Raw genomic sequence first — 25,111 nt, 5'->3', positions numbered from 1 at the left:
CAGCTTGATGACCCTCTAACCGTTTTCGGGCTGGGGGGTACGATTTTCGGTAGTGTATTTACTTTGTCAGCGTAAAAACAGAAAGGTTTTGTGCCTGCTTTCAACTCTTTCACAGCTTTTCTTATCATTTAGGCAAGATAAAACCTCAGCCGTTCAGCCGATAACCTGTTTGTTGCGTGCCTCGGTTTAAGTTTGAGCCTGATGCAGTCGAGGCAAGTTTTTAAGCAGACTGGGCCACCATTTGCCGCCAGACTGTCCGATATGAACTGCTATTTTTCGCGCATGCACGGCCACGGTCGCTGCTGTTTTCAGGATCTGCTCGCGGACTTTGCGTATGCTCCAGCCCTTTTGTGTGACGCGCTCCATCAGCGCTCGCAGACTGTGCAGCATCTGATAAGCGTAGAGACTCAGCAGCAGGCTGACCTGATTGCGGCCCATCACCTGTTGCACGGTAGACGCACCACGGCAGGTAGAAGATAGGTGAACGTTGAGCGTGTCTTTCAGTTCGCCCATGTGCCCCTCAGCTTTCCCGCGTTTGCGGTACAGCTGCAGAATTTTATGCGGTGTCCAGTCTTTCCAGTCCAGGCTGGTGACTAGGAAAAAATGTTTTAAAAACAGATCATCCGGTTGCTCGCAGACCACTAAAATAATGCGGCGCGGCTTCTCCCAAGACTGTGCCTGATAGTAAAACTCATGGCACCACTCGCGTAGTTGATGGGTTGGCCGACCCACTGGGCGCTTGAGGTAGTGTGCCGCTTCGCGCTCAAGTACGGTATTGCTGGACAATCGACCAACATATTCAATATTGGCGTCATCCAGTGCCGAAAGTGTTGGGTTGCCAGTAAAACCCGCATCAAAACGAACTCTGACCTTGGTGCCGGTTGTCTTGCCAATCCGTTCAACCAGCTTGGGAATCCAGTGCTCAGCTTGTACTGCACAACCGCTGTTTCCCTCTCGTAACAGGCCGCCAACCATGTCGCCCGTTTCAGCGATAGAAGCCACCAGCGGTGAGTAGTGTGAATAACCAACATAGCTGTTGTAGCCCGTTCTGACTTGTTGGCCAAAAGTTTCAATGGGCAGGCCATCGACATCCAACGTGATCGATGACAATGGCTTGCCGCTGCGCATCGAAGACAGTCGCCACATGGCCATGTCGAGCAAACCGTCATGAAATGCAGACTGGTTGATATCTGTGGCCAACAGATTCAGAAGACGCGACAGGGTTGGCTGCGAAGGACGGGGCTGCTCTAGTGGCGTGGTGCTGCGCTGATCGCTGCAGGCCAGCTGCAAAACCGGGTCGTTTGCTAGTGTTTGCGTATCACTCAGATCGTCCCAGCCCAGCGCACGCTGAATCAGCAGAGTACGAAGCTGACTGGACAAACTATGTTGCACACGTGCGGGGTCACGATCATCAAGCAACTGCCGATCCAAGCTCTCAATCACACCGCTGCGATCGAGCACCTCGCGCAGCAAGAATGCACCGGCATCACTACTGGTTTTTTGTTCACTGAGCTGCACTGAAACAGATAAGTTGCAGGCTGGTTTCCAGCTTGGTAGTGTTTCACCCATGGCGAGCGGCCCTCTCTAATCAAGTTCTTGCCGAACATATTGATTATAAAGAATAAACCACTCGCCTTCTTTATTTTAGGTCAAGGCTCGTGAATAAGACGGGCTGGCGTAGGTGGCCGAGCCTTTTTTTGAAAAGCATCGTTTTGAAAAGCGTCGTTTTGAAAAGAGTTGCGTTGCTGTCGTGACACTATTGAAGACCCTTGAAGAGATTTCCAAATAACAAAATCGGCTAACGTTTTTATACGAAGCACATGGCGTTTTTTTGAATAACGTTTTCAGCCAGGGAGTGATAAGCGTGCTTAAAAGAGTCATTTCTGATAATGCCAGCCGCTCGTTAAGGTGGTGCCATCCATCACTTGGCTTGGAGCACTTTCATGAAACAACGACTGTTTTCTGCCGTTGGCGTATCAGGCACCCTATTGGCCGCCTCCTTGGCAACGGCGTCTCCGGTGTTTGCCGCCGAACCGCTGCGTATTGCCGAGCAGTTCGGCATTACCTATCTCTTGCTGCATGTTGCCCGTGACCAGTCGCTGATCGAAAAATACGCTGCCGAGCGAGGGGTAGACGTAGACGTTGAGTGGCTGCAGCTGTCAGGGGGTGCAGCGGTCAACGATGCGCTGTTGTCGGGCAGTATCGATATTGCCGGGGCGGGCGTTGGGCCGCTGTTGACCGTGTGGGACCGAACCCATGGCAATCAGAATGTCAAAGGCGTGGCGTCGCTGGGCGAGTTTCCCAATTTCCTGATCACCAATAACCCTGAGATACGCACGCTGGCCGACATTAGCGAGCGAGACCGCATTGCCGTGCCTGCCGTCGGCGTATCGGTGCAGTCACGTTTTTTGCAAAAGGCGGTGGCGGATGCCTTCGGCAATGATCAGTTCGATCGGTTGGAAGGCAACACCGTGGCGTTACCCAATCCCGATGCCACGGCTGCCTTGATTAGCGGTGGCACTGAAATCAACACCCACTTCTCAGCGATCCCTTTCCAGTATCAAGCGCTCGAACATGAAGGCGTGCACAAGATCACCGATTCGTACGAGATCATGGGCGGGCCGATTTCACCTACCGTTCTGTATGCCACAGAGGCATTTCGCGCTGACAACCCTGAGGTCTACGCAGCGTTTCTGGAGGCCCTGGAAGAGGCCAGAACCTTCATAGAAGAAGACCCTCGCGAAGCGGCTCACATCTATCAGCGCTTGAGCGGCACGCAGCTGGATATCGACTTTCTGGAATCGATCATTACCGATGAGCAAGTGAGTTTCTCGCTGGTGCCCCACAACACCTTCCCTCTGGCAGAGTTTCTGTTTGAGGTCGGCGCGATACGTAATGAGCCCACCTCATGGCAGGACTACTTCTTCGATGATATCCACGCTTGGGAGGGGAGCTGATGTCGATTGCACTGCGTAAACGCCATGTGCTGGGTGAGGCCTCGCTGGATCGTGAGGCTTACTCCCCAACGAAAACACCCATTGCCGCTGCAGCCCCCAGGCTGGAAGTCGACAACGTCACTTTGGAATACCGCACGCGTCAGCATGTCGTGAAAGCCACGCAGCAGGTGAGCTTCAACGTGCAGGAAGGTGACCGGTTCGTACTGCTGGGGCCTTCGGGCTGTGGCAAGTCTACGCTGCTCAAGGCCATCGCGGGCTTTCTTACCCCTGTGGAGGGCAGTATTCGCCTGGATGGTCATACCTTGCATGGCCCTGGCCCCGACCGCATCGTGGTGTTTCAGGAGTTTGATCAGCTACCGCCCTGGAAGACCGTCAAACAGAACGTCATGTTCCCACTGCTGGCCTCTCGCACGTTGGGCCGCAAGGCGGCGGAGTCACGTGCGCTGGAAACACTGGATAAAGTCGGACTGAGGCAGTTTGCCGATGCCTACCCGCACACGCTTTCCGGTGGCATGAAACAGCGCGTGGCCATTGCCCGAGCGCTGGCCATGCGGCCACGGATATTGCTGATGGATGAACCCTTTGCAGCGCTCGATGCGCTCACTCGGCGCAAGATGCAGGAGGAGTTGCTGGCCCTGTGGGAGCAAGAGGGCTTTACGCTGCTGTTCGTGACCCACTCCATCGAAGAGGCACAGGTCATTGGCAACCGAGTGTTGCTGTTGTCGCCCCATCCCGGACGAGTGCGCGCCGAGCTGGGCTGCGCTGACGATAGCTTGCACAGCCTGGGCAGCGAAGCCACGAAAGCGCGCACGCAAACCATTCATCGGCTGCTATTCGAACATGAGGTGGCGCCATGAGTGTGTTAGCCAATCCTGTGGAAGAGACCCAGGTCACGTCTTCCACGACCACGCGTTACAGCTATGTGGAAGGGCTTTACTGCCCGCGCTGCGCGGCCGAGTACGCCCATCAGCACGTTCAACAGCTTTGCCAGTGTGGCTCGCCGCTACTGGTGCGCTATGACCTCGAGGCGCTTGGGCGTTCATGGTCGAAGGAGGCGCTTGCCCTGCGCCCCTGGAACCTGTGGCGTTATCACGAGCTGCTGCCCGTGACGACACCAAGTGCCATCGTCAGTTTGGGGGAAGTGGTCACACCGCTGATCGAGTTGCCTTCACTGGGTGCCGACATGCGCCTGAATAATCTGGTCATGAAAGACGAAGGCCTGTTACCCACGGGGTCGTTCAAGGCGCGAGGGGCGGCGGTGGGCATTTCCCGCGCCAAAGAATTGGGGGTGACGCACCTGGCCATGCCAACCAATGGCAATGCGGGTGCCGCGTGGTCGTTATATGCCGCTCGGGCAGGCATCAAGGCCACCATCAGCATGCCACTGGATGCCCCCTTTATTACGCGCCAGGAGTGCGCTGCAGCAGGCGCCCGTCTAACGCTGGTCGATGGCGTGATCAGTGATTCGGGCAAACAAATTGCGGAGTGGGTAAACGCCACCGGTCATTACGATGCTTCCACGCTCAAAGAGCCGTATCGCATCGAGGGCAAGAAAACCATGGGCCTGGAGTTGGCCGAGCAGCTCGGTTGGCAACTGCCCGATGTGATTCTGTACCCCACGGGCGGTGGCGTTGGGCTCATCGGTATTTATAAAGCCTTGCAGGAGCTTCAAGCACTGGGTTGGGTGACCGGCAAGCTGCCGCGCTTGATTGCCGTGCAAGCCAGTGGCTGTGCGCCCATCGTCAAGGCGTGGCAAGAAGGCGCTCGGGTATCCGAGTTCTGGGAGCGCAGCCACACCCATGCGTTTGGTATCAACGTACCGAAGGCGTTGGGGGATTTTCTGGTGTTGGATGCGCTGTATGCCACTGGTGGGCGTGCCATTGCGGTGAGTGAAACGGCCATTCGCTGGGAGCAAACCCGAGCAGCCCAGTTAGAGGGCACCTTCGTATGTCCCGAGGGCGCCGCTGTGCTTGCCGCTGCCAGGGAGTTGAGCACGCTCGGCGAGATCGGCACTCATGAACGCGTGGTGGCGCTGAATACGGGCGCGGGCATCAAATACCCCGATAGCCAATCGTTTCAAGTCGACGTACTGGGTAAAGAAAGTGCTATTCCCGTTCTGGGAGAGACGACGGCCTCAGGAGATTCATATGAGCGTACATGACCTGCGTGGCTCCATCGACCCACGTGCTGATCGCTTCTTTGATTTGCCGCCTGTCGATGAACGCGATTTGAAAGTCACGCGCAGCGCTGGTCAACGACTATGGGATCAGAGCGTGGTGCGTAAAACCGTCATTCTGCTGTTATTGGTGGCCGCTTGGGAGGTGGTGGCCAGGGTGCAGAACAATCCGCTGATGCTTCCCAGTGCCATGGAAACCGCGAGTGCCCTTTGGCATGGATTGGCATCAGGCGTGTTGCTGGCAAGGGTGGGGGCATCGCTGAGCGTACTGCTGAAAGGCTTTGCGCTAGGCGCATTTCTGGCCTTGGCGTTGACGACATTGGCGGTGTCCACCCGTATTGGTCGCGACTTGCTGACCACCTTGACGTCCATGTTTAGCCCGCTGCCCGCCATTGCCCTGTTGCCGCTGGCGCTGCTCTGGTTCGGCCTGGGCGAGGCCAGCTTGATTTTCGTGTTGGTGCACTCGGTGCTGTGGGCCATGGCGATCAATATTCACGCAGGCTTTCAAGGTGTGTCAGAAACGCTACGCATGGCCGGGCGCAATTATGGTCTCAAGGGATTGCGCTATGTGGCGTTCATTCTGATTCCCGCGGCGCTGCCTGCCTTGCTGGCGGGGTTGAAAATTGGCTGGGCGTTTGCCTGGCGTACCCTGATCGCCGCCGAGATGGTGTTTGGTGCGTCGTCAGGCAAAGGTGGCCTTGGCTGGTACATTTTCCAGAACCGTAACGAGCTTTACACCGATAACGTCTTCGCAGGTTTGGTCGTCGTCATTGTGATTGGCCTGCTGGTGGAAAACATCTTCTTCGATAACGTCGAGCGCCTGACGGTGAAGCGCTGGGGCATGGTGCGCTGACATGTCTACCTAGCGAGCTGTTGGCTTTCCATATCCCTTCAACGGCTGCCTTGAGCTATTGTATGTTTGGCCATTTCCATCAGGCGACATATATGAAAGACAGCAGCAACAGCATGACATCGCGCGGTGAGAACGTCGTATTGACGCTTCGCGAGTTCAGTGGCGCCCTGGGGGACATGGGAACGCTGCTGCCGCTGATGTTGGGTGCGATTGCGATTGCGGGCATGGCCCCTGGGCCAGTGCTGCTGGGCTTTGCTCTCTTTTACCTGTTCACTGCCGGTTATTATCGGCTTCCCATCCCTGTTCAGCCCATGAAAGCAGTGGCGGCGGCCCTGTTGACGGCAGGCTTGGCGCCGTCCAGCCTGGCGGCTGCCGGTGTCATCATGGGCATCACGCTATTGGTGTTAGGGTTGACGGGCTGGATCAGCAAAGTGGCTCGCCTGGTGCCTCAATCTGTGTTGGCGGGTTTGCAGCTGGGCCTTGGGATCATGTTGGGCACGATGAGTCTGGGCTTGATGGCGTCAGCACCCTGGGTGGCTGGGGCCACGCTAGTGTTACTCGTCGGGCTGATGACGTTCACCCGTTGGCCAGCCGTGTTCATCGCGCTTTTGGCCGCTACGGGGTTGGCATACCTGCTGGGGGAATCGGGAGTCATGATCGAGCCTGATGGCATGGGCTGGGTGGCTGTACCTTCACTGCCTTCCATGTCGGAGTTGCACGAAGCGCTCTTTAGCCTCGTACTGCCGCAGCTATCCCTGACGTTTACAAATGCCATTCTGTTGACGGCCTTGTTGGCTAGCGATCATTTTGGTGATCGTGCTGCTCATGTGACTCCTGCACGTTTGTCGGTGACCAGTGGGTTGGCCAATACACTGTTGACGCCACTGGGTGCTTTTCCCATGTGCCACGGTGCCGGCGGCGTAACTGCGCATTACCGTTTTGGGGCGCGCAGTGGGGGAGCGCCATTGATGCTTGGTTTGCTGCTGTTGGGGTTGGTGGTGCTGCCGGGCAATGTGGGCCTGACATTACTGTCCTCCATACCGATGGCAGGTTTGGGGGCATTGCTGCTGGTGACTGCCTGGCAGTTGGCCATCACAAAGCGTTTGTTTGACTGTAGAGCGTCGTGTGTGCCGGTCATCGTGGTGACGGCTGCACTGACGGTGTGGGTCAATCCTTTCTGGGGGCTGCTTGCGGGGGGAGTGACGGAGTGGGGGCGCAAAATGGTGCTTCGTCGCTTGAGCGAACGCACTGCCTGACGCCGTTATGGCCCATCGATCCAGTCCATGATGTCCCGTGGGCCGAACCATGATGCACGCGGTGGCTTGGGAGGCCGCGAGTGGGCTGACACGCGAAGTGTCGTTCGCGGGGGCTTGAGCCACCCGCGAACGCACTGATGTGCCAGGCGCTTAACCGTTTGAAACACGTTCATCAGGCAGGAACACGCGGCTGTAAGTAGGACGGATCCAGGCATCGCCCCCCTGCTGAAGGCCCAGCGAGCGGTAGCGGTGTTTGCTGAGTTCGGCATGTACGAGGGTTTCGCTGTTATCCGTGCGTAGTTCAAGCCGCACGGTGGGCCCCACGACCGATACCAGTTCTATCTTGGCATGCAGGGCGTCTGCATGTTCCGATCCCGCGAACACCTCGATTTCGTGTGGCCGAACGTAGGCTTGCCCCTGCTCGTTTTTGTACCCTTCGAACTCTGGAGCGGGCAGGTGTACCTCCCCGATCTTGGCGATGCCATCATGCACACGTGCATGGAACAAGTTGACGTTGCCCAGGAACTGATAGACGAACGGATTGGCCGGGTGGTCGTACACGTCTTCTGGTGAACCATCCTGCTCTACGCGGCCTTTGTTCATTACAACAACCCGGTCTGAGACTTCCAGCGCCTCTTCCTGGTCATGGGTCACGAACACGCTGGTCACGTGGATATCGTCGTGTAATCGACGCAGCCAGCGGCGCAGCTCGGCACGCACTTTGGCATCCAGGGCGCCAAACGGTTCATCGAGTAGCAGTACTTTAGGCTCTACCGCCAGAGCACGCGCCAGTGCAATCCGCTGGCGCTGGCCACCCGAGAGCTGATGAGGATAGCGGTGTGCCGTCCAATCGAGCTGTACCAGCTCAAGCAACCGCATGACTTTCTGTTTGATCTCGGCTTTGTTGGGTCGCGTTTTCCGAGGGCGTACCGTCAAGCCATAGGCAACGTTTTGAAACACGGTCATGTGCTTGAACAGGGCGTAGTGCTGGAAAACAAAGCCTACGCCTCGTTCACTGACGTGCAGGTCTGTGGTGTCTTCGCCGTGAAAGCGGATTCTGCCGGTGTCTGGCTGCTCCAGTCCTGCAATGATCCGCAGCAGGGTGGTCTTGCCCGAACCCGAAGGGCCCAGCAGGGCGGTCAGCTCACCATCGCGAAAGGTCAGGCTGACATTGTCTACGGCCACGAAGTCGCGAAAGTGCTTGTTGACGTGATCGATCTCTATGCTCATGTGTCGTCTCTTGTAACGTAAGCGTTCGTGGTTCAGGCGGCGGCAAGCCGCTGCCGACGTTCTTCTTGCCACTCCACCACGCTCTTGATCGCAATGGTGACCAGGGCCAGGCCCGTGAGCAGAGAAGAGACGGCAAAGGCCGCGGTGAACATGTATTCGTTGTAAAGCACTTCGATATGCAGCGGCATGGTGTTGGTTTCACCACGGATGCGTCCCGACACCACCGCGACAGCGCCAAATTCGCCCATGGCGCGTGCATTACACAGAATCACGCCATAAATAAGGCCCCATTTGATATTGGGCAGTGTCACGTGCCAGAAGGTTTGCCAACCGTTGGCTCCCAGCGTCAGGGAGGCTTCTTCTTCCTCTTTTCCCTGCTGTTGCATGAGCGGAATCAGCTCGCGTGCGATGAAGGGCAGGGTGCCAAAGGCAATCACGATCACGATGCCGGGGACGGCAAAGATGATGCGCAGGTCATGGGCTGACAGCCACGGCCCCAGCCAGCCCTGTGAACCAAACAGGATGACGAAGATCAACCCGACCACCACGGGTGAAATGGCAAAAGGCATATCGATCAGCGAGATCAGGATGGGCTTGCCTCTGAACTCGAATTTGGCAATGGCCCAAGCGGCCGCCACGCCAAACAGCGTATTGAGGGGCACCACGATCGCGACGATCAACAGGGTCAGGCGGATGGCTGACATGGCATCGGGATCGCGAATGGCGTCGTACCACACGCTGATGCCTCGCTCGAAGGCGCCATAAAGCACGACCGAGAGAGGCAGCAACAGAAATAGCGCCACGAAGATCAGCGAGATCGTGATCAAGGTGACACGTATCCAGGCAGGCTCTTCGGTGGCTCTGCGCCAGCGTTTGGCTATGGTGTCATTGGTATCTATTACAGTGCTTGATGTGGCCACGTCGTAGGCTCCTTTATCCATGGCGTCGGCTTGTCCACCACTGCAGGCCGTTGATGACCAGCAGCATCAGAAAAGCGGCCAGCAGCATTACCGTGCCGATGGCAGCAGCGCCGTGGTAGTCGTACTGTTCGGTTTTCGCGACGATGAGAAGCGGTGTGATTTCAGTGCGAAAGGGGATGTTCCCCGAAATGAACACGACGGAACCGTACTCTCCCAAGGCGCGTGCAAACGCCAGCGCGTAGCCGGTCAACAGGGCTGGAAACAGCGCGGGGAAGATCACGCGACGAATCGTGGTGAGCCGGTCAGCCCCCAGGCTCGCTGATGCTTCTTCCAACTCGGCTTCCAGGTCCTCCAGCACGGGCTGCACCGTGCGCACCACGAAGGGCAAGCCGATATAGGTCAATGCAATGATGACCCCCAACTGCGTGTAGGCAACGCGAATACCGAACACGTCCAGGTATTGGCCCACCCAGCCGGTACTGGCATAGAGGGTAACAAGTGCGATGCCTGCAACCGCCGTCGGCAGAGCGAAAGGCAGGTCGACCAGGGCATCGATGAGCCGTTTGCCTGGAAAGCGGTAGCGTACCAATACCCAGGCAAGAAGCGCCCCGAAGACCAGATTGATGGTCGCGGCAATGAGTGATCCACCAAACGAAAGTTTGTAGGAGGCCACGACCTGGCGCTGGGTAATGGCGCTCCAGAAGGTGTCCCAGCTCATGGTCGTGGTGTATAACAAAAAGGCACCTACGGGGATCAGAAACACCAGGCCCATATAGAGCAGGGTGAACCCCATGGTAATACCGAACCCGGGAATGACTCGGCGTTTAACTACGGTGATCGACATATAGGCTTCCCACTAAAATGCCAGGAGGCATAACCCCCCTGGCAGATTGGTCAAACGCGATTATTGGGTGTTGATCGCTTCAAGAATGTCGTCGAAGACACCGCCATCGTTAAAGAAGCGTGGTTGGGCTTCTTGCCAGCCACCAAAGACGTCATCAATCGTGAAAAGCTCCAACCCTGGGAATTCTTCGCTGTACTCGGCCAAAATTTCCTGATTGCTAGGGCGATAATAATGTTTAGCCGCTAGGTGCTGCGCTTCATCAGAATAGAGATGTTCCAAATAGGCCTCAGCGACTTCTCGTGTGCCCTTTCGGTCCACATTGGTGTCAATGATGGTGACAGGTGGTTCTGCCAAAATACTTAAGGATGGCACGATAATTTCGTAATCACCTGCGCCCAACTGCTCTACAGATAGGATGGCCTCGTTTTCCCAGGCGATGAAAACGTCCCCCAAACGACGTTGTACGAAGGTGTTAGTTGCGCCACGGGCACCAGGATCTAGCACGGGAACGTTTTCGTAAACTTGACGAACGAACTCGTAAGTCTGTTCTTCATCACCATCGAACTGCGCTAATCCATAACCCCATAGCGCCAGGAAGTTCCACCGTGCACCACCTGATGTTTTCGGATTAGGGGTAATGACCTCTACGTCTTCACGTGCTAGGTCATCCCAATCTTGGATGTTCTTTGGGTTGCCATCACGAACCAGCAACACAATGGTGGAGGTGTAGGGCGAGCTGTTATTGGGTAGGCGCGACTGCCAATCCTGCGGTATCAGATTTCCGCGCTCATGAAGTGCATCGATATCGTAGGCAAGGGCAAGTGTTGCAACATCTGCATCAATACCATCAATAATGGCACGGCCTTGTGAGCCTGAGCCGCCGTGGGATTGGCGAACCGTGACAGTCTGGTCGTGCTCGGTTTGCCAATACGTATTGAATAAATCGTTGTACTCGCGATAGAACTCGCGGGTAGGGTCATAAGAGACGTTGAGCAGCTCGACGCGGTCGCTTTGCGCATGGCTGGGGCTGCTGACCATCACGCCGGCGACCAATGCGCTGCTGAACAGTACAGCGGCGGCCAGTTTGGTCAGCGGGTGGGCGTTGGAAAGCGTTTGACGGAATGACAAGGTTGGCATGTTTGCGGCTCCCAGGATGATCATGATGATCGTTTGTTGTGTCGATCAATGGTGTTGATGAACACAGCGTAAGGGAGAGTCGTTATGCAAATTAACCAATAAAAAAAGGATTGCTTATATTCTTTTGTGATTAAAGGGGCCGCCCTGCCAACACGCGCTGAACCGTCTCTTCGTCCAGGTTTTCGCGGCAGAGTTTCAAGAACTGATAGGCATATCCACGCAGGAAGTGGCCACGGCGCAGGGCAAGGTAGGTCGTGTTGCGAGGGAAGAGGGCGCTTGCATCCAGGAGTTTCAATCCTTGATCGCGCTGCTCGTGGTACGCCATGGAGGCAATGAGCCCAACGCCCATTCCCAGCTCTACGTAAGTTTTGATGACGTCTGCATCCAGCGCGGTAAGCACGATGTCCGGGTACACATCCGCTGCAGAAAAGGCGGTATCAATGCGTGCTCGGCCAGTAAAGCCTTCATGGTAGGTCACGATCGGGTGCTCGGTAATGCGTGCCAGGGTGAGCGGCAGGCCATCGTTGAGGGGGTGTTCCTCAGGCACCACGACTCCATGGTACCAATGGTAGAACGGGAAACAGGCAAACAGCTGCCCTTCCTCGTGCAGTGCCTCTGTGGCGATACCGATATCCACCTTGCCCGCTTTGAGCAGCGAGACGATCTCTTCCGGACTGCACTGATGAAGCTCGAGATGCACTTTGGGAAAGGCCTGTTTGAAACGGGCAATGATCGGTGGCAACGCATAGCGTGCCTGGGTGTGGGTCGTGGCAATGGCCAGGCTGCCCTGGTCTTCGTGGGTGAGCTGATGGGCCGAGCGCTTGAGGTTTTCGACATCGAGCAGGATACGCTCGATGAAGTCCATCAGCGTACTGCCCGCAATGGTAAGCCCAAGAATGCGTTTGCCACGGCGCTCGAAAAGCTCGACGCCGAGCTCTTCTTCCAGATCCCGAATATGTTTACTGGCACCAGATTGCGAGGTGAAAAGGGCGTTGGAAGCCTCGGTCAGGTTGAAATGCTGGCGTACCGTCTCACGCACGATGCGCAGTTGCTGTAAGTTCATAGCGAGCGTTACCCAGTCCATATGTGATTTGATATTCGTGAAAAGAATATTAAATCAATGCTCTTATTCCATAATTATATTTTGCGATATCTTTATCGCTCGCAGCGGAATGGCGCCGCATGGCAATCAGCCCGTGGTCGTGCGGCGCCGTCGATACAGCCACCATACGTCTACCCCAAAGGAGTAAGCCAGGCTGAGCAGGGCTCCCAGGGCCAGCAGGCTGGCGTAAAGGGGGGAGGTGAAGGGAGTCAGTGCCAACAGGAGTGCCGTGACCTGCCAGACACAGATCAGTTTACGGCGGAAGCTGTCGTACAACGGCGCCTCTAGCCAAGGCAGCAGCCATCCTGCTGCCACGAAGCCATAGCGCATTGCGCCAATCAGCAATACCCAGGGCCCCAGGGCTTCTGCGCGCATCAGGGCCAGGCATAACAGCAGGATCAGCAGGGCATCCAGCTCCATGTCAAAGCGTGCGCCAAAGGGCGAGTGGCTGTGGGTGCGGCGGGCAATCCAGCCGTCCACGCCGTCCAGCAGCAGGGCAATCACGGCGACACCCAGCCATAGCCCAATGGCCTGTTGAAAGGCGCCGCCCACCAGGGCGCCAGCCACCAGTGCCACCAGTACACCACGCCCGAGGGTGACTCTATTCGCCCAGCCCAGCGCACCGTAGGGCCAAAACAACAGCACTAGCGCGCTCATCACGGCATATAAGCCGACGGCTAACCACCAGTTGGCGGCACTCGCCATGAGCGGACCCATGAGCCATCCCATACCGCCCAGTAACAGGCCCCCCAGCAGCAGCTCCAGGCCGCTATGAAGCCGATTGAAGCGTGGCGATTCCGAAGTGTGTGAGGCTGGGGGCATGAAGGCTCTCGAAGCGGCATCGTCATCCGCAGTTGAAATTAGTGGTGCAATAATTTATCAATGTATCATTATTGTATAGATATGGCGCGCTGCTTGTGCTTTGCTGGTCAGCTGTCGAGCCGCGTCACGAAGGTTAATAAACGTTAATAGACCGTTTTCTTTTCTAAGCTAAGCTATAGGTTAGCCCTTGAAAAGTCGCCAACTCTTGCAAAGGCTTGGGTCAACGCAGGGAACTTGCGCTTCAACGATAAGGAAATGTCATGTCAGTGCCTGATACCGCTCAGGCCTTTTGGGTCACCCGCCCAGGCCACGGTGCAATCCAGTCCGAATCTCTCCCTGCCATGGGCCAAGACGATGTGCGTGTGCGTGCGCTTTACAGCGGCGTCAGTCGAGGCACCGAGTCGCTGGTGTTTCATGGCCGTGTGCCGAGCAGCGAGACCCAGCGTATGCGCGCGCCCTTTCAGGTGGGGGAGTTCCCTGGCCCTGTCAAATATGGTTATTGCAGTGTAGGCCGCGTGACCCATGGCCCTCAGGCGCTGGTCGACCAGACCGTATTTTGTCTTCACCCCCACCAGGACCGCTATATCGTCCCGGCCACCATGGTGGTGCCGGTGCCCGCTGACGTACCGGCTTACCGGGCGGTGCTGGCCGCCAACATGGAAACCGCCATCAACGGCGTGTGGGATGCCAACCCCATGCTGGGTGAGCGGGTATGTGTCGTGGGCGGCGGCGTCGTGGGTGCGCTGGTGGCTTACCTGTGCGCGCGTATTGCTGGGGTGCAGGTGCAGCTCATCGATATCAATGGCGAGCGTGAGGCGTTGGCCGATGCGCTGGGGGTGCCGTTTGCCCTGCCGGAGCAGGCCCCTGCGGATCAGGATTGCGTGATTCATGCCAGCGGTCATCCTGAGGGCCTTCGCCTGGCCATGTCATTGGTGGGCCAGGAAGGGCGCGTGATCGAAATGAGCTGGTTCGGGGAGGGTGACGTGGCGCTGCCCCTGGGCGGCGCGTTCCATTCCCAACGTTTGACCCTGCGCGCCAGCCAGGTGGGCCAACTGCCTGCCAAGCTGCAACCTCGCTGGAACTACCAGCGTCGCCTGGCCCTGGCGTTGCGCCTGCTGGCCGATCCGACGCTGGATGTCTTGATCAGCGGTGAGAGCAATTTCATGGACTTGCCTGCCTTGGCGCCGGCGTTGTTTGGCCCGGGCAGCAAGGCATTGTGCCATCGCATTCGTTACCCCGTTCAGGATGAACCTGAATAACCCAAGGAGTTGCCATGTACCGTTTATGTGTTCGCGACCATTTCATGATTGCCCATAGCTTCAAAGGGGAGATCTTCGGCCCTGCGCAGCGTACCCATGGGGCAACGTATGTGGTGGATGTCATCTTTCAGCGCCCCGCGTTGGATGAAGATGGCCTAGTCATCGATATCGGGCTGGCCAGTGAAACCGTCAAGGAAGTGTTGGCGGGATACAACTACCGCAATCTGGACGAGGTGAGCGAGTTTACCGGCCAGAACACCACCACCGAATTCATGGCCAAGGTGATTTTCGACCAGCTGGCCGAAGCGATTCGTGGCGGCAGGATGGGAGAGACTGCCAAGGGGCTGACCCGCATGGAAATCAAGCTGCATGAATCCCATGTGGCCTGGGCAAGCTACGAAGGCGAGCTATGAGCCAACGATTTACCCTGATCGTGGCCGGCGACCCTGGCCAGCGTACCGGCGGCTATCTTTATGATGCCCGCATCGTGGAGGCGCTGCGCGAGCAGGGCCACCAGGTGACGGTGGTGGGCCTGGAAGGGCGCTTCCCGCTGGCCGATGAGGTCGCGGCGAGCGCCCTGGCCCACGCGCTGGAGCAGCAGGCGTCAGGCGCCCGAGTGATACTCGATGGCCTGGCCGTAGGCGCGCTGCCCGACGTGGTCGCACGACATGCCGACAGGCTGGACCTGACCGCGCTGCTGCATCACCCGCTGGGGGATGAGCAGGGGCTGTCCAGCGATGAGCAGCAGCATCTGCACCGCAGTGAGCTGACGGGGCTTGGCTGCGTGGCGCGTATCATCGTGACCAGCCGTTTCACCGCGCGGCGCTTGAAGGCGCTGGCCGAGCAGTACGCCGTGCCGCTCACTGCGCCGATCAGCGTGGTGGAGCCTGGCGTGGCGCATGCCCCTATCAGCCCGGCGCCGCGTGAGGGTGAACCCCTGCGCTTGCTATGCGTTGCCACCCTGACGCCGCGCAAAGGGCAGGACGTGCTGGTGAAGGCGCTGGCAGAGCTGACCCATCTGCCCTGGCAGTGTGACTGCTATGGTGCCGAGCGAGACGCCGAGTTCAGCGCCAGCGTTCGCCAGCGCGTGGAAGAGCACCACCTGGGCGAGCGCATCGCGCTGCACGGTGAGTGTGATGCCGCCACCCTGGAAGCTGCCTATCACCGGGCTCACGCGCTGGTACTGCCTTCCTGGTACGAAGGTTACGGCATGGTGGTGACCGAAGCTTTGGCCCATGGCCTTCCCGTGATCACCACCACCGGTGGCGCCCTGAGCGATACGCTACCCGAAGGCGCTGGCTTGAGCGTTGCGCCTGGCGACGTGCCCGCATTGCAGGCGGCGCTGGAGCAGTTCTGCAGTGACCAGGCCCTACGCACGGCGCTGCGGGCAGGCGCTGCGGTCGCACGCGGAGAACTCAATGACTGGCAGGCGGCGGGTGCCCAGTTTGCCAGCGCGCTGAACATGGGGGCCGCGCCGAACATGCCCGCAGGCAGCCAGTTTGCATCCAGTTGGCTCAGCCAGCGCGAGCGTGTGGATAGCCAGTCGCGCAGCAGCGCGCTGGTGGCAGGTTTGAATGCCTGGCTGGCCAACCGTGACAGCGTCACCCTGGCAGATTTGGGCTGTGGGCGGGGCAGCAACGTACAGTTTTTGGTGCCCCGGCTGAGCGTTCCTCAGCGCTGGGCATTGTTCGACCACGACCCTGAATTGCTCAAGGAAGCCCGTGGCCGTGCCATGCAGCTCCACGATGCCCGTGGCCAGCCCGTCCAGGTGGCAACCCACTGCACCTCGCTGGCGACGCTGGCGCACCCTGCCTTGCTGGAAGCCGATGTGGTCAGTGCCTCGGCGCTCATCGATCTGGTCTCCCAGCCGTGGATCGATGCGCTGGCCGCCCAGTGCGCCGAGCAGCGGCAGGCGCTGCTGGTCAGTCTCAGCGTGACGGGGGAGTGGTGCTTCATCGATGCGGAGCACCAGCCACTCGATCACCCTGAAGATCGCTTCGTACTGGGCCTGTTCAATGCCCACCAGCAGCGTGACAAGGGGCTGGGCGAGGCGCTGGGAGGCCACGCCCATGCGGCGCTCGCGGAGGCGCTCAAGCGCCAGGGGTATAGCCTTGAAGAGGCTGCCACGCCCTGGCAACTGGCCGCAGGAGACACCACCCATGAGCCGCTGATTCGCTCGCTGATAGAGGGCTGGGCCGCCGCCGCCACGGAGCAGGCGCCGGAAGCGGCCACGCGTATTGCCGAATGGCGCACGGCCAGGCTGGACGCCGTGGAGCGTGGCCAATGGGGTGTGTGGGTAGGCCATCACGATCTGCTGGCGCTGCCAGCGGTGGCGGGGTAGTAGAGTGCTCGCGCGCGGCTGGCGTGCGCCCTGGGTACGACGTTGCCTGGTCAGCGGCATGCTGCTGCTGGCGGTCGCCTTGTGGGTCGAACCTGCCGATATCATGGCTGAAGTGCAGCGCTTCTCGCTGGGCTGGATGGCTCTGGCGCTGGCCATCAGCGTGCTGCAAGTCATGCTCAGTGCGTGGCGCTGGCAGCTCACGGCGGGGCTGATCGGTGTGCCGCTGCGTTTTGGCTACGCCCTGCGTGAATACTACCTGGCGCTGTTGGTCAATCAGCTGCTGCCAGGCGGGGTGCTGGGAGATGCTGGGCGCGCGCATCGCCATGCGGGCCAGGCCACTTCCCGTGGCAGCGCCTGGCGGGCGGTGGTGATCGAGCGCGCGTCTGGCCAGGTGGCCGTGGCGCTGCTCACGCTGGCAGCGCTGCTGGCATCGCCGCTGTGGCACGCTGCGCTGGGCCCTACGGTGTTGATGTCATTGGCGGCTGGCGCCCTATTTGGCCTGGCAGGACTGGCGCTGCTGATACATTGGGCGCGTCGCCAACGGCTGGCGCTACCGCGCTGGTGCCAAACTCTGGGGCGCGACCTGCGCCGGGGGCTGTTCCAGCGTCGCGTATGGCCCCTGCAACTGGGCTCGTCGCTGACCATCGTGATCAGCTATGGCGTGGTCATGCTGTGCGCGGCCAGGGCCATCGGTAGTCCGATACCTGCCTTTGAACTGCTGGCGTTGGCACCGGTACTGCTGCTTTCCATGCTGGTGCCGCTCTCGGTAGCCGGGTGGGGCGTACGCGAAGGCGCCGCAGCAGGTTTATGGATGCTGGTGGGCATGCCGCCTGCGCAAGGCGTGGCCATTTCGCTGGCGTATGGCGTACTGGTGCTGCTGTCCAGCCTGCCGGGGATCCCCGTGGCACTGGCTCGGCGCGGTCAAGCGAGCCCGGCAGGCCCTCCGGCCTCTTCGGCTTCGGGTGGTGGGGCCATGGGGGCTGCCGCGTCAGGTGTGGCGCAGCTCGACGTCGAACAGCGTGTCGGCGCCGCATCGGAACGAGCGCATCGTGGGGCGCAGCGCCTGCGCCAGGGTGTCGATAGGGGTCATCACCAGCCCGGGCCGCCCCGAACCAATCAACAGCGGGGCCACCAGCAGGTGCAGGCGATCCACGGCCTGGGCTTCGATGAACTGGGAAATGGTGATGCCGCCACCTTCCACCAGAACGCGGTGCAACCCGCGCTCTGCCAGCAGCGCAATGACATCGTGGGGCTGAAATTGACCATGGGCATTCAGCGGCAGGCAGCACTGCTCGGCAGCGCTGTTCAGCGGGGCTACCTGAGGCCCGGTGATGTGCAGCGTCGCCACGTCGCCTGGTTGAAACAGCGCCAGGGTGGTGGGCACGCGACCGCGCGGGTCCAGCACCACGCGAACCGGGTTGGGCCCATCGACATGGCGCACGGTGAGCTGGGGGTTGTCGGCCGCAGCGGTGCCGGCGCCCACCACCACGGCATCGGCCAAGGCGCGCAGCCGGTGCAGGTGCACCAGGCTTTCAGGGCCGTTGATGTAATGGGAATGGCCGCTTTCCGTGGCGATACGCCCATCCAGGCTCTGGCCCAGCTGCGCGACCACCCATTGTGGGCTGGCGGCCAGCGGGGTCAGGCAATCGAGCCACTGCTGAACGTCCGGCCCAGCGGCCTGTGGCGTCTGGGCCTCAGGGGGAAGAGTAGACGCCTCGGTCATGCGCCGTGCCGTGGCACTCAACGCGATCAACCATTCCCAGGCCGCCTCATCATTGAGGGCCGGGGAGTATCGAGCAGAAGAACTGGAGTCGGGCATAACGCTTCCCTATTGGATACACCCATTGATCATGCGGGGCCAGGTAGCGCAACGCAAGTGACCTTTGTTCAGACGACTAGGCAATCCGGAGGCCTACATGTATCACATTGAACGCGCCATTTTTGATATTCGCCGTGGTTTACCTGTCGTGATTCGCAGTGGTGAGCAGCGCTTGCTGGTGCAGGCGCTGGAGGGTAGCCGCTCGGTGGCGGCGCTGGCGGCGCTATCGGGCTCACGCCCGGCCATGGTGTTGACCCGCCATCGGCTGGAAGCCATGGGGTTGTCGCTCAAGGCCGACGCTGCCTGCCTGCCACTGGCCGAACAGGTCGGCGAGCATGAGCTGCACCAGCTGGCCCTGGCGCCTGGCCAGGCGCGTTCGAGCGCGCTGCTGAGCGGCTTGAAACCCGCAGGCGCGGCCGAGCGCGGTGCCGTCACCCTGATGCGCCGGGCGCTGCTGGTGCCTGCAGCCCTCACCGCTGACGTGAGCGAGCAGGCCAGCCATGCCGTGGCCGAGCAGGTGCGCCAGGGGCAGCTGCTGGAAGTCAGTGCCGAAGAAGCCCTGCAGTGCCTGGCCGGTGCGCCCGGCATGCTCAAGCGGGTCAGTGAAGCCAGCATACCGCTGGAAGACGCGCCGCATAGCCGCTTCGTGCTGTTTCGCGAGCCCGATGGCCTGCGCGAGCACGTGGCAGTGGTGATCGGCCAGCCCGAAGCCCAGCAAGGCCCCGTGCCGCTACGCATGCACTCTGCCTGTTTGACCGGTGACCTGTTCGGTAGCTTGCGCTGTGACTGCGGTGAGCAGTTGCGTAATGCCGTGGCCGATATCCAGGGGATGGGCGGTGGCGTGCTGCTGTATCTGGCGCAGGAAGGGCGGGGTATCGGCCTGGCCAACAAGCTGCGCGCCTATACCCTGCAAGACAGTGGCCTGGATACCGTGGACGCCGACCAGGTGTTGGGATTTGGCGATGATGAGCGGCAATACGCGGTGGCGGTGGATATGCTCAATGCGTTGTCGATTCATCAGGTACAGCTATTGACCAACAACCCGCTGAAAATGGCGGCCCTGCGGGAAGGGGGGATCGAGGTCGTCTCGCGTCAGGCCCTGTATGGCAGCGTGACCGATCACAACCATCGCTACCTGAGTGCCAAGGCCAACCGGGCCGGACATTTTCTGGACGACGTGCTGGAGAGCCGTGGCCACTGAAGCATCAGGCGTCAACCGCTGAACACTTAATCGTTGCCGCTGAGCCAGCACCCGGCCAGCGGCATTTTATGGTCAAGAGAGTCAGTTCAGGGCGGGCAGTCGAGCGGTTTCTTCCACCACGCGGGCCAGCAGGCCCGCATAGTGGCGCACCAATCGTTCGCCCAGGTCGGCGCTGGCGCCACGGGCATCGCCCGCCACTCCGTGGGGGCTCAGGTCTTCTGCCAACCAGGCATAGGCCGCGCTGCCTTCGGCGCCCAGCAGGCCACCTTCGGGAGGCGTGGCGGGAGGCGTGGGCGTATACCCTTCGGTGTCTACCCATTGGGGGGCCAGGTGCAGCATCATCGAGGTCTCCAGCAGCCCTCCGTGCAGCCCATGGCGCAGCTCATCGGCGGCCAGGGCACCTTCCAGCGGCGGCAGCCGAGTATAGGTCGCCTTGACCACGCGCATGGCGTGGCGCTGGCGCAGAGTCAGGGCCGCCAAGTCCATCACGGCCTTGTTGCCGCCATGGCTGTTGATCATCACCAGCTTATGGATGCCCGCCCGGGCAATGCTGTCGCCGTAGGCTTCCAACGTCTCGATGGCCAGCCTGGCGGGCAGGCTCAGGGTGCCTGAAAAGCTGGCGTGCTCATCGCTGGCTCCGATGGCCATGGGGGGCAGACAAAGCACCTCGATGTCGTCGGGGAGCTGCGCCAGCATGGCCGCCTGCAGGCCCTCGCCGATCATCAGGTCGGTGCCCAGGGGCAGGTGGGTGCCGTGCTGCTCGATGGCGCCCAGCGTGATGAGGGCGATGGGCTGGCGCTGGGCCAGGGCCTGAAGTTTGGGTGCGGTCAGGTGTTGCCATTCATGAACCATAACAGTCTCTTCAAGGTGATCGGTACGGCTGAGTGCTAGGCGTCGGTGAGTATCGGATGGTCGTGGCGGCAGGCGTAGATATCCCCCGACGCCAACTGTCCCGCTCCCTGGGCGAGCCATTGTTGCATGGCCTCTGGGGTTAACCACTGCTCGAAGAGGAATCGGCGGCGCTCGCCTGCAATGGCGTTGAAGCGATACTCCCCCAGCCGCTGTATCTCTTCCAGGCAGGCGTGGCTGACCTCCAGCATGCCTGCCACGAACTCAACGGAGAGGGCCGCAACGGGGTGATGGAGCCCCTGCAGTACCTCGGCCTCGAAGCCTTCCACGTCGATCTTGATAAAGCGCGGGGTGCCATAACGTTCGATCAGTGCGTCCAGAGTGGTCATGTCGACCTGGAGAGTCTGCTCCCAGCGCACGTGATGAAAGCCGGGGTTGCGCTCGCCTACCTGATGGCGCCAGTCGTTGGCCAGCGTGGACAGGGTGGGGTTGCCTTCGCTGATGGCGATCTCGGCGACGCCGAGCTGAGGCCCCACGGCCAGCGGCAGCAGGGTGATGTCAGGGCGTTTCAGCAAGCGCTGAAACCACTTGGCTAGCGCTGGCTGGGGTTCCAGAGCAATGACCCTGGCCCCCAGGGCTTGAAATGCCGCGCTGCGATCTCCCAGGTGTGCACCCACATCGAAGGCAATGTCGCCAGGCGCGATGAAGGGGCGATAAAGGCGTTGCAGGCTGCGCTGCCGCCCCGGCCGCCAGTAAATGAACAGCGAGCGAGCCATGCCGCCTGCGCGGCGCAGCGGTGCCAGGGTCAATGAAGGCATTTAATGAGGCTCCTTGGCACGGGAAGCGGCGTTTCGGCGCGAGGACAAGGCCTTCAACGGTTGGCTGGGCATGTCACCGAACTGCTCCCGTGGCGGCTGGTTGGGGGTGGCCGAGCCACTGACGATCAGACTTTGGGAGTGACGTGCGCACAGGTCGGCGAAGTCTTGCAGCAGGGGTGGGGTCGGGCAGCCGGTGGGGATATGCAGCAACCCCAGCCGTTGGCTGGCCACCCCGCCCCAGGTGCCGCTGCTGGAGTACTTCACCAGCGGAGCTGCCGCGACCAGGCCAAGCCAGGCAGGTGTCAGCCAGCCAAAGGCCGAGGGTGAAAAAAGGATCATCAAGCCTGCCCAGAGGCTGCCGCACAGCGTCATCCAGCCAGTGTGCCGCCAGCTTTCCCGCCAGCTCAGCGAGCGCTCGCCCCGATGCTGGGTCTGCCAATCGATGGCGCGCCCGATCAACACATTGATGATGAACAGGCTATGCCACGCCATCATCAACGGTGCGATCAGGGCGGCGAAGAGCATTTCCAGCAGCGTGCTGGTGATGAGAGCCAGGCGGCCATTGAAGGCGCGGGGGGCTTGCCACAGCGCCAGCACAAGGCCGAGTATCTTGGGCGCCAGCAGCATGCCGAGCGTCACGCTGAGCAGGCCAAGGGAGAGACTGTGCGGCAAGAGCGGAGGCGCGCCGTTGTCGATGGCCTGATAACCCACCATGAAGCTGGTGCACAGCAAGAGCCCAAGCCATACCAGCGATGAGAGATAAGCGAAGGCACCAAACAGAAAGTGCAATCGGCTAATCGGGTGAAACCCGGCACCGGTCAGCAGCCGAAGGTGCTGGAGGTTGCCCTGCAGCCAGCGTCGATCACGCTTGGCAAAATCCAGCAGGTTGCTGGGCATCGCTTCGAGGCTGTGATTGCCTGCCAAGGGCAGGGGCGAGGCGGCGGAGGCCGTGGCCGAGGTATCCAGCAGCACTTGCCAGCCGCCCCGCTTGAGGAGGGCGGCCTCGACAAAGTCGTGGCTCAATAATTCACCGCCCAACGGGGGTTTGCCAGGCAGGGTCGGCAACCCGGCATGGGCCATGAAGGCATGGGTGCGGATAATGGCGTTGTGCCCCCAGTAGTTGGCGGCGTCGCCCTGCCAGAAACTTTGACCTGCCGCCAGCATGGGGCTGTACAGCGCCGACGCAAACTGAATGAAGCGGCCGAACAGGGTGCGCTGACCTACCGGCAAGGGGACGGTCTGGATCAGCCCTACGCCCGCGTAGCGCTGCATCTGATGCACTAGATGCAGCAAGGTGGTGCCGCTCATCAGGCTGTCGGCATCCAGCACGATCATGTAGTCGTAGCGCCGCCCCCAGCGACGGCAAAACTCGGCAATATTGCCCGCCTTGCGGCCGCGATTGTCCGGCCGCCGCCGATAGTGCACGGCCACCTGGCCAGCCAGCCGCTGCTGCAAGGCGGCCACATGGGCGGCCTCTTCGGCGGCCTGGTCAGCCTGCTGCGTGTCGCTGAGGATGAACACCTCGAAATGCGCTTGTAACGGGGTGGCTGCATAGTGAGGGTTGCTGCTCATTTCCTGGAGCAACGAGCGACAGGTGGCTTCGAGACCGGCCAGAGTGGGGATGGGGGGCTCGGCATAAATCGGCATGATCAAGGCCGTTTTGCTGGATAGCGCATTGAGGGCTGGCCTATGAGACTGACGTTTCAAGGTCAGAGGGTCCAGCCGCAGGCTGCACAAGATGAAGCCGCATACCGCTCCCCAGAAGGCCAGGGCGATCCAGCTGAAGGTCAGCCCAAACAGCACCAGCATGACGATGCGCCAGCCGAGCGCCAGGTTGGCGACCACGTTGGCCATGACCAGGCAGCCAACCACGCTGGTGCCGATGACCAGCGTGGCCAGCAGCGTACGGCGGGCATTCAGCCAGGGAATGAGGGGGCCAAGAGACGTCGAACTAGGCATCGGGATACCATACGTAGTTCCAGCTCTCGGTCAGTGGCTCCCCGTCGTGGGTCAGGCGCAGGCGTATATCGCTGGGGCGATCGGAGGGCAAACGGAAGGTGGCCCGCCAGCCATGGTCGGGTAGCCGCTTCACCTGGGGAAGCTGGGCTTCGCCGTCCAGTACGCTGATGTCCAGCTCCGGTACGACCTCCTCGGCCAGCGTTTCCAGGGGGCCGCCCATGAAGTCGACCACCAGCTGGCGCTGGTCGGCAGATGCAGAATCGGCTTCTCCAGGGACGGCAGCACTGCCTTGGCGCGTGCGAATCACGCGGCCCAGAGCGTGCTGCTCGGGCTGAGTGTTCAGCGTATAGGTGCGGTAGTGAAGCCTGCGTGAATCACCCGCCTTCAGTGGCGCATCGGCTACCCAGTAGGCAACGATATTGTCGTGGGTTTCATCCGGCGTGGGGATCTCGACCAGCTCGACATGGCCCTCCCCCCAGTCGCCAATCGGTTCGACCCATTGGCTGGGGCGACGATGATAGTGAGCTTCCAGATCCAGATAACGATCGAAGTGGCGCTCTCGCTGCATCAGGCCAAACCCTTGTGGATCATGGTCCATGAACGCGGAGATACGCAGGGCCGAGGGGTTTTGCAGCGGGCGCCATATCCACTCATCCTGGCCGGTGTGAACCAGCAGCCCATCCGAGTCGTGTACCTGAGGGCGAAAGTCGTCGGGTCGTTGAGCCGTTGACTCCCCAAAGGTGAACATGCTGGTCAATGGGGCAACCCCCAGCTTGGCCACGTCGCTGCGAGCAAACAGCTCGGCTTCCACCTCGGCTTCGGTCTGTTCACCGGGTGTCAGCGTGATGCGATAGGCGCCGCTCAGCGATGGGCTATCCAGTAGCGCCATGAGCGTAACGCTCTCGTCATCCTGCTCGGGCTTGACCAGCCAGAATTCACGAAACGCCGGAAACTCCTCCCCCCGCTCGGAGGCGGTATCGATGGCCAGGCCCCGTGTGGAGAGCCCATACGCTTGCCCCTGGCCTACCAGCCTGAAGTAGCTGGCGCCCAGAAACACCGCAAATTCGTCCGCGTAGTCCGGGTCGTTGATAGGGTAGTGGAGCCTGAAGCCGGCATGACCGCTGCCGCTCAGGTCATGCTCCAGCAGTTCGCTGGCCGCACCGTCGTAGGTGAAGTCCTGTTTGGTGAACGCCAAGGGAGACAACGTCTCGCCATCCAGCACATTCAGCGTGATCGGCGTTTGAAACAGAAAGCCGCTGTGAAAAAGCTGCAGGCTGAACGGGCTTTCGTCTTTCCAGTAGGCGCGCTCCGGATCGAAGCGAATCTGCCGATAACCGTCATAGTCCAGCGATTGCAGCGCCTCCGGCAGGGTGGCTTCGGGTGCCTGATAGGGCGCTTCGGCCAACTGCTGGGCCTGCGCTATGATAGAGTCGAAAAGTACTTGTTCCTGGCTGGCCATGGCAGAGACAGAACACAACCAGCCCAGCGACATCATCCAGCTTGCAGCGGTACGACAGCCCATTATCGAGTTCCTTTCGTGGTCAACTCAAAGACGACAACAATGTGGT

21 protein-coding genes and 1 pseudogene are annotated in these 25,111 nt (G+C 60.3%); 10 read left to right on the top strand and 12 right to left on the bottom strand.

From position 1 onward, the window contains the following. Positions 1–186 precede the first annotated feature (186 nt). Complete coding sequence (locus LG409_RS13405; protein WP_045632137.1) at positions 187–1,569, bottom strand: IS1380 family transposase; 1,383 nt, start codon at positions 1,567–1,569, stop codon at positions 187–189. Between the two features lie 374 nt (positions 1,570–1,943). On the opposite strand from LG409_RS13405, the gene LG409_RS13400 reads away from it, so the two are divergent. The 5 genes from LG409_RS13400 (at position 1,944) to LG409_RS13380 (ending at position 7,242) form a co-directional block, all read left to right on the top strand. Continuing rightward, positions 1,944–2,957, top strand: a complete 1,014-nt coding sequence (locus tag LG409_RS13400; RefSeq protein WP_039176618.1) for an ABC transporter substrate-binding protein — start codon at positions 1,944–1,946, stop codon at positions 2,955–2,957. Then, positions 2,957–3,814 carry an ABC transporter ATP-binding protein gene (locus LG409_RS13395; RefSeq protein WP_096922499.1) on the top strand — a complete coding sequence of 286 codons (858 nt, stop codon included), beginning with the start codon at positions 2,957–2,959 and terminating at the stop codon, positions 3,812–3,814. The genes LG409_RS13400 and LG409_RS13395 overlap by 1 nt, the downstream gene beginning before the upstream one ends. Then, entirely contained in the window at positions 3,811–5,118 is a 1,308-nt protein-coding gene (locus tag LG409_RS13390) for a threonine synthase (protein ID WP_227406873.1), read from the top strand. The genes LG409_RS13395 and LG409_RS13390 overlap by 4 nt, the downstream gene beginning before the upstream one ends. After that, positions 5,105–5,986: an ABC transporter permease gene (locus LG409_RS13385; RefSeq protein ID WP_227406872.1), complete on the top strand. Its 882-nt coding sequence runs from the start codon at positions 5,105–5,107 to the stop codon at positions 5,984–5,986. Before LG409_RS13390 ends, LG409_RS13385 begins: the two co-directional genes overlap by 14 nt. Positions 5,987–6,078: 92 nt before the next feature. Further along, positions 6,079–7,242: a putative sulfate/molybdate transporter gene (locus LG409_RS13380; protein ID WP_227406871.1), complete on the top strand. Its 1,164-nt coding sequence runs from the start codon at positions 6,079–6,081 to the stop codon at positions 7,240–7,242. Positions 7,243–7,392: 150 nt separating this feature from the next. Here the strand turns inward: LG409_RS13380 and LG409_RS13375 are convergent, their stop codons facing one another. The 6 genes from LG409_RS13375 to LG409_RS13350 form a co-directional block, all read right to left on the bottom strand. Next, complete coding sequence (locus tag LG409_RS13375) at positions 7,393–8,472, bottom strand: sulfate/molybdate ABC transporter ATP-binding protein (RefSeq protein ID WP_039176615.1); 1,080 nt, start codon at positions 8,470–8,472, stop codon at positions 7,393–7,395. A 32-nt stretch (positions 8,473–8,504) separates the two neighbouring features. Next, the gene (gene cysW, locus LG409_RS13370) at positions 8,505–9,392 is read right to left on the bottom strand and encodes a sulfate ABC transporter permease subunit CysW (protein WP_016914621.1); all 888 of its coding nucleotides are present in this window, start codon (positions 9,390–9,392) and stop codon (positions 8,505–8,507) included. Positions 9,393–9,405: 13 nt separating this feature from the next. Continuing rightward, positions 9,406–10,236 (bottom strand): sulfate ABC transporter permease subunit CysT, encoded by an 831-nt coding sequence (gene cysT, locus LG409_RS13365; protein WP_227406870.1) that lies wholly within the window; start codon positions 10,234–10,236, stop codon positions 9,406–9,408. Positions 10,237–10,296: 60 nt separating this feature from the next. Then, a complete protein-coding gene (locus LG409_RS13360) occupies positions 10,297–11,397 on the bottom strand; it encodes a sulfate ABC transporter substrate-binding protein (protein WP_189463927.1) in 1,101 nt (366 codons plus the stop codon). Positions 11,398–11,503: 106 nt separating this feature from the next. After that, positions 11,504–12,436: a CysB family HTH-type transcriptional regulator gene (locus LG409_RS13355; protein ID WP_016914618.1), complete on the bottom strand. Its 933-nt coding sequence runs from the start codon at positions 12,434–12,436 to the stop codon at positions 11,504–11,506. A 126-nt stretch (positions 12,437–12,562) separates the two neighbouring features. Further along, the gene (locus LG409_RS13350) at positions 12,563–13,297 is read right to left on the bottom strand and encodes a CDP-alcohol phosphatidyltransferase family protein (RefSeq protein ID WP_227406869.1); all 735 of its coding nucleotides are present in this window, start codon (positions 13,295–13,297) and stop codon (positions 12,563–12,565) included. A gap of 260 nt (positions 13,298–13,557) precedes the next feature. On the opposite strand from LG409_RS13350, the gene LG409_RS13345 reads away from it, so the two are divergent. The 4 genes and pseudogenes from LG409_RS13345 to LG409_RS13330 form a co-directional block, all read left to right on the top strand. Next, positions 13,558–14,556 carry a zinc-dependent alcohol dehydrogenase gene (locus LG409_RS13345; RefSeq protein ID WP_193460791.1) on the top strand — a complete coding sequence of 333 codons (999 nt, stop codon included), beginning with the start codon at positions 13,558–13,560 and terminating at the stop codon, positions 14,554–14,556. 14 nt (positions 14,557–14,570) lie between these two features. Then, positions 14,571–14,969, top strand: a complete 399-nt coding sequence (locus LG409_RS13340; protein WP_016914615.1) for a 6-pyruvoyl trahydropterin synthase family protein — start codon at positions 14,571–14,573, stop codon at positions 14,967–14,969. Further along, entirely contained in the window at positions 14,966–16,897 is a 1,932-nt protein-coding gene (locus tag LG409_RS13335; RefSeq protein WP_227406868.1) for a glycosyltransferase, read from the top strand. Before LG409_RS13340 ends, LG409_RS13335 begins: the two co-directional genes overlap by 4 nt. Before the next feature lie 58 nt (positions 16,898–16,955). Continuing rightward, positions 16,956–17,768, top strand: a pseudogene (locus tag LG409_RS13330) (lysylphosphatidylglycerol synthase transmembrane domain-containing protein); the annotation flags it as partial. Between the two features lie 117 nt (positions 17,769–17,885). Here the strand turns inward: LG409_RS13330 and LG409_RS13325 are convergent. Then, entirely contained in the window at positions 17,886–18,620 is a 735-nt protein-coding gene (locus LG409_RS13325) for a RibD family protein (RefSeq protein ID WP_227408124.1), read from the bottom strand. Positions 18,621–18,813: 193 nt separating this feature from the next. Here LG409_RS13325 and ribA point away from each other — a divergent pair, with 193 nt between their 5' ends. Then, entirely contained in the window at positions 18,814–19,917 is a 1,104-nt protein-coding gene (gene ribA / locus LG409_RS13320; RefSeq protein ID WP_227406867.1) for a GTP cyclohydrolase II RibA, read from the top strand. Between the two features lie 81 nt (positions 19,918–19,998). Here the strand turns inward: ribA and LG409_RS13315 are convergent, their stop codons facing one another. The 4 genes from LG409_RS13315 to LG409_RS13300 are packed head-to-tail and all read right to left on the bottom strand — an operon-like array spanning position 19,999 to position 25,065. Beyond that, on the bottom strand, positions 19,999–20,769 hold the full coding sequence (locus LG409_RS13315; RefSeq protein WP_039176586.1) for a creatininase family protein: 771 nt from the start codon (positions 20,767–20,769) through the stop codon (positions 19,999–20,001). Between the two features lie 35 nt (positions 20,770–20,804). Then, on the bottom strand, positions 20,805–21,584 hold the full coding sequence (locus LG409_RS13310; protein ID WP_039176583.1) for an FkbM family methyltransferase: 780 nt from the start codon (positions 21,582–21,584) through the stop codon (positions 20,805–20,807). Beyond that, entirely contained in the window at positions 21,585–23,543 is a 1,959-nt protein-coding gene (gene mdoH / locus LG409_RS13305; protein ID WP_193460788.1) for a glucans biosynthesis glucosyltransferase MdoH, read from the bottom strand. Continuing rightward, positions 23,536–25,065, bottom strand: coding sequence for a glucan biosynthesis protein (locus LG409_RS13300; RefSeq protein WP_189463922.1), 1,530 nt, complete (start codon positions 25,063–25,065; stop codon positions 23,536–23,538). The genes mdoH and LG409_RS13300 overlap by 8 nt, the downstream gene beginning before the upstream one ends. Between the last annotated feature and the right edge of the window lie 46 nt (positions 25,066–25,111).

Source organism: Halomonas sp. NyZ770 (assembly GCF_020616575.1).
GTDB classification, from domain to species: Bacteria; Pseudomonadota; Gammaproteobacteria; order Pseudomonadales; family Halomonadaceae; genus Vreelandella; species Vreelandella hamiltonii.
The sequence above is the reverse complement of the archived record's forward strand: the minus strand, read 5'-3'. Positions and strand labels throughout refer to the sequence as shown.